Source organism: Pseudoalteromonas phenolica, from assembly GCF_005886345.1.
Classification (GTDB): Bacteria; Pseudomonadota; Gammaproteobacteria; order Enterobacterales; family Alteromonadaceae; genus Pseudoalteromonas; species Pseudoalteromonas phenolica_A.
The window spans coordinates 1-287 of sequence record NZ_PNEC01000143.1 but is presented as its reverse complement, the minus strand read 5'-3'; the positions used below and the strand labels follow the sequence as shown (position 1 = coordinate 287).

The following is a 287-nucleotide window of genomic DNA, read 5'->3' as shown; positions in this document are numbered from 1 at the left end:
TACTACTAGGCCTGGTGTAATGATAGCAAACATCAATTGGAATAGTGCGAATAAAGAAAGCGGAATAGTTGGTGCCAAACTCCATGGTGCCCCTGAGTTAACACCCTTAAAGAAAAGATGGGTGAGGGGGTTACCGATTATACCATTTATAGATTGTCCGAAACATAAACTGTACCCTACAAAAACCCATAGAACAGATACTACACCCGTTGCCACAACGCTTTTGATCATGGTGGAGATCACATTTTTTCTATGAACCATTCCCCCATAGAAAAAAGCTAACCCCG

General features: G+C 41.8%; 1 pseudogene. It reads right to left on the bottom strand.

Annotated features, from left to right (window positions below):
- Positions 1-287 (bottom strand): annotated as a pseudogene (locus tag CWB72_RS20400) (ammonium transporter); the annotation flags it as partial.